The organism is Bacillus cereus group sp. N14, from assembly GCF_016483555.1.
In the GTDB taxonomy this organism is placed as follows: Bacteria; Bacillota; Bacilli; order Bacillales; family Bacillaceae_G; genus Bacillus_A; species Bacillus_A wiedmannii.
Window position 1 is genome coordinate 1 of sequence record NZ_JAEHBQ010000059.1, and the last position, 521, is coordinate 521.

Below are 521 nucleotides of genomic sequence, written 5' to 3' on the forward strand. Positions count from 1 at the left end.
GTAACGGAAGTAAAAACAGATAAAAATGGTAAAGCAAAAATCTCAGACTTATCTGTAGGAAAGTACAAATTAGTAGAGAAAGAAAGCTTACCAGGTTACAAACAATTAACAGAACCAGTATCGTTTGAAATTAAAAAAGGAATGACAGAAGTTCTATCATTAAAAATAGAAAATGAAATGGTAGATAAAGGTTCAGTAGAAATTACAAAAGTAGATAAAGATAGTCAAAAAGTATTAGCAGGTGTAGTCTTTGAAGTTCAAGACGATAAAGGCAAGGTAGTAACGAAAGTAACGACAGATAAAGCTGGAAAAGCAACAGTTGCAGATTTATCAGTAGGAAAGTACAAGCTAGTAGAAGTAGAGAGTTTACCAGGCTACAAAAAATTAGAAAAGCCTGTACCATTTGAAATTACAAAAGGTATGACAAAATCTTTAGCGTTCACTGTAGAAAATGAAATGGTAGATACGGGGAATGTAGAAATCACAAAAATAGATAAAGACAGTAAAGCACCATTAGAAAA

General features: G+C 31.9%; 1 protein-coding gene. It reads left to right on the forward strand.

Annotated elements, in window-relative coordinates; genetic code table 11:
• Nucleotides 1-521 (forward strand): MSCRAMM family protein (locus JDS82_RS29015; protein ID WP_275952025.1); only part of this gene is annotated, 521 nt, incomplete at both ends.